Source organism: Actinomycetota bacterium, from assembly GCA_019347675.1.
Taxonomy (GTDB): domain Bacteria; phylum Actinomycetota; class Nitriliruptoria; order Nitriliruptorales; family JAHWKO01; genus JAHWKW01.
In genome coordinates, this window is record JAHWKW010000036.1 from 1 (window position 1) to 3,594 (window position 3,594).

Annotated in this window: 5 protein-coding genes; 1 reads left to right on the plus strand and 4 read right to left on the minus strand. The window is 65.7% G+C overall.

The genetic code is table 11. The annotated features are described in order from the left end of the window. Nucleotides 1-172: 172 nt before the first annotated feature. Complete coding sequence (locus tag KY462_15770; protein MBW3579157.1) at nucleotides 173-313, plus strand: hypothetical protein; 141 nt, start codon at nucleotides 173-175, stop codon at nucleotides 311-313. 310 nt (nucleotides 314-623) lie between these two features. On the opposite strand, the gene KY462_15775 is transcribed toward KY462_15770, so the two are convergent. From KY462_15775 to KY462_15790, 4 genes are all read right to left on the minus strand, one after another. Continuing rightward, complete coding sequence (locus KY462_15775) at nucleotides 624-1,178, minus strand: hypothetical protein (protein ID MBW3579158.1); 555 nt, start codon at nucleotides 1,176-1,178, stop codon at nucleotides 624-626. Between the two features lie 146 nt (nucleotides 1,179-1,324). Further along, entirely contained in the window at nucleotides 1,325-1,888 is a 564-nt protein-coding gene (locus tag KY462_15780; protein ID MBW3579159.1) for a hypothetical protein, read from the minus strand. A 106-nt stretch (nucleotides 1,889-1,994) separates the two neighbouring features. Next, nucleotides 1,995-2,153 (minus strand): hypothetical protein, encoded by a 159-nt coding sequence (locus KY462_15785; protein ID MBW3579160.1) that lies wholly within the window; start codon nucleotides 2,151-2,153, stop codon nucleotides 1,995-1,997. Nucleotides 2,154-2,852: 699 nt separating this feature from the next. After that, nucleotides 2,853-3,594: transposase (locus KY462_15790; GenBank protein MBW3579161.1), on the minus strand; the 742-nt coding region annotated here is incomplete at its 5' end.

Consider the following 3,594-nt stretch of genomic DNA (forward strand, 5'->3'; position numbering starts at 1 on the left):
GCCAACAGCGTACGTCAGCGCAACCAAGCCGAGGCGCGAAGATGGACTAGCTAGGTGTCGCATCCGTCACCCTAGGTCACAGTGCGGCCATTGCGACAGGGCTGCCCCGCCACATGCCGATAAGAAGGATTACGTAAACTAGCGCGTCGTTATACCTTGTTGGAAGGGCCTCTTGTCCGGCTACACCTGGTTAGCGCTTCACGCGGCCGCGCACGGACAGGACAGCCAGGGCAAGCAGGATCGGGCCGACGAACCGCAGAACAGTGGTGACATGACGGCCCTCGTCGGTCAGCTCCTGCGCGTTCTGATCTGAGGGGCGCGCAGCACGACCGACTCCAGGCTAACCCATGGGCAAGCCCCCATCGACCAGGGCCACATCCAGAAGCCTGTTTCGGTGTCAATGGACATCTGGATCTCCCCACTGGCGGACATGAGGACCTTCCCGTGGGCGGACACGATTTCTCCCCGCCTGCGGACATGAGGTCTCCCCACGGGGTCGGGTCAGTGGTGTCACCCCCTTGCCGTCGCGTGCTTGTGCGAAGCGGTAGCTGTCGCCTTCGGTGACCACGACATGGGCGTGATGCATGGAGGTGTCGTCCGAGCCTGTCTTCGCCCAATGGGGGCTATGGTGCGTTCGTCTCAGTGGACGGTCTTGCCGACCACGCCGGCCGCTCGCCGGGAAGGAGATCGGACAGGTCCCGCGTGAGGGTGTTCAGCATCTCGCTCGCTGCGGCCGTGTCCTCACCGTCAAGGCGTCGCTTCAGTAGGCTGAGACCCAGCATGTAGGACATCAACACCATGGTGGAGCGCTGCACGGCGGCGGCGGATTCGCGCATCTGCGCTACCGGGCTCCTGTAGAAGGCGGCGGCGATGGCACCGATACCGGATGCTGCCAGCGCCACGGAAGTGGCCGGCTGGTTGCCCGCGAGCGCCTGGCTCGCGGCAACGGCGAGGAGGAATAATCCCATGAGGAAGATGCAGATGCTCATGACCGTGGTCGCAAACGCTCCGCGGCGTAGGTAGCCGTACGTCTTCTCGAAGTACGCCTGGGCCGACATCGCACCGCGTTCGAAACTGTTCCCCGTGTGGGTGCGCCGATCCCCGCCGACCCCATCCGACATCTGACCGGCGTTCTCCGTGTTGAGCAGTATCAGGAGGTTCTTGAGATCGGTGCGCATCTCGGGCGTGATGTTGAGGTCGGCCGTCGTGCTCCCGTCGACGTCCTCTCGAAACTCGTCACGCAGCTTTGGTCGTTGCAGGAGCTGCCGGAGGGCTGTCGAGTACTCCTGCCAACTTCTGTCGCGCATCGAGTCATGTGTTGTGGTCATGTAATCGACAGGCGCATGAACCTATCGGCCTTCGCGTCGAAGTCGCTGACGTGGGCCGTTAGCTGCTTCTCAAGGCTAGCTGCCTTGCGCCTCATCTTGTCGAGCGCGGACGGTTCGGTGACCGGTCCGAGGGCCGTGAGGTCACTCAGCGCGTCGCTGTAGATGCGCGCGACCTCGGCCTCCCGGTCGTAGAGCGCGTGGGCGAACTCCTCGACGTCGTTGAGCTCACCGTCTGCGAAGGAGCCCTCCTGCCTAGCGGCCCAAGTCCGTGCGAGAAGCCCGGTGCCTAGCCCTTCCAATAGGTCGCACAGGCCCTCGAGTCGGAACGTCTCCGTGAGATTCTCCAGACGCAGGGCTTCCAAGACCTCATTCGCGTCCGCGATCGACTCTGCCCGTTGCAGCTTCTCCAGGCGGGCGATCACGATTTGGTGCGTGGCGACGAGAGTCTGGTTGATTACGCCGAGGAGCCGCTTTGATTTCTGGGCCGACCTATCTCCACGACTGAGCCCGTCGAGGACGTGGTCCTCAAACCGGCGGAAGCTTTCGAAGGGATCGGCCATCGCGCCTCCTCCGAGGCAACTTGTGCGATGGGAGCATCATCGCACCATAGGTCGCCGCGGTCCAGTGTTGAGCCCGAATCCAAACCTCCCCGTCCCCACGGGTCCCTCAACGAGCGCGGAGCGCATCAGTCAGCCCGTCCAGCTCGAGGACGTGGGCCGAAATACCGTGCGCGATAAACGTCATGGCGAGGACGTCAGCTCGGTCCGGGTCGTGAACGTCCGGACCGTCCCCCGTCTGCCGCTCCTCGTAGGCCTGCTGCTCCACGGGAACTCCTGGTTAGCCGGCCGTGTCGACGTCGGCGACCCACGCACCGGCCGGGCCGTCGAATGCTGCTCCCCCTGGCTGCTCCTATCCGTGTGCAGCCGCGTGAAGCGCTAACCAGGTGTAGCCAGGGGATAAGCGGCTCAACAAGGCGCAACCGACGCTACTTGACACAAGGCATATATGGGACATAACCAGGGCCAGCCGGGGGAGGCCCTTGCGTCAGGCCGCAAAGTCCCCGAACTCGGTCCCGCCCAGCCCGCTCGGTCAGGGTAGCTGCTCCCAAAGCGCATCGAACCGGTCGGCGAATGCCGTGGCCAGCGCCGGTTCGTCGAGGCGCACGCTCACCTCGTGGGTGCGTGCGATACTTCCACCGGCAGGCGACGACGAGCACGCCTTCAGCGATGAACTACCTCATGTTCACCCCCTCCGGCTTTAGCGCGCACGCAAGATCACGGCTAGGGAGGTCAGCAATGAGCGGACGAACGAAGCCCTGCGTCGGGCGGATCGAATCGTCACCGCCACGGAGCCCTGCCGGCCCTCAAGAGCTGGTACGACTGCTCAAGCGCGACTTCGGCGCCAGCGCCCCGCGCGGCCAAAAGAGACGCTGTTCACGGTCATGCGCGACGGCCTGCTGCAGCGCCGGATAGTCGCGTCCAGCGACGAGCCGCTCGCCCTCTCCTTTGACGGCTCTTCGGAAGTTCACGGGGTTGCAGGGGTGATGGTGGCCAGCTTGGTCCAGTCAGGACGACCGGCGTAGAGCAGCACGCGTACGCGCCAGTGCACGAAGTCGGTCATCCCGAAGGCGACGCGCTTGATCCGTTTCGCGAGGTTGTTGGCGGCTTCCGTGGGTCCGTTGGTGGCCCGTGAGCGGTGCCAGGCGGCGATCTGCGCTGCCCACCGGCGCAGGGTGCGTCCCAGCTGTTGGACCTCGGGCCCGTAGGCGGGGTCGGTGAGCGTGTCGGCCAGCTCGTTGGTCCACTCGAGGGCCACGTCGGGATCGTCGAGCTGATAGATCCCGCGCACGGCTTCCTTCGCGGTCCAGGCGTCGGCGACCTCCCCGCGAGGGTCACCGGCCCGCAGCAGTCCTTGCCGCCGTTGGCGGCCGTCGTCATCGAGCCGTTCGTCGGCGAGCACCAGCAGCTTGCGGGCCCGGTACAGGGGGTCCCGCTTGCGACCGCGATGTCCCAGTGTCTCGTTCTGCACCCTCCGGCGGGTGTCGTCGAGCCGTTCGTTGGCGATGCGGACCACGTGGAAGGGGTCGGCGACCTGGACCGCGTTCGCCAGCATCGTGTCGGCCACCAGCCGGTAGGCGCCCGACAGGTCCAACGTCACGTACCCGATCGCGTCGACCCACCCGGTGGGACGCTGCGCCAGCCACCGGCACGCCCCCAGGGCGTCGCGGCCCTCCACCACATCCAGCAGGCGCCCGTCCCCCACGATG

What these genes read in the sequence shown, in the direction of transcription:
- KY462_15780 (MBW3579159.1), bottom strand. Translation starts at nt 1,888, where the DNA reads ATGGCCGATCCCTTCGAAAGCTTCCGCCGGTTTGAGGACCACGTCCTC.
- KY462_15775 (MBW3579158.1), bottom strand. Translation starts at nt 1,178, where the DNA reads ATGCGCACCGATCTCAAGAACCTCCTGATACTGCTCAACACGGAGAAC.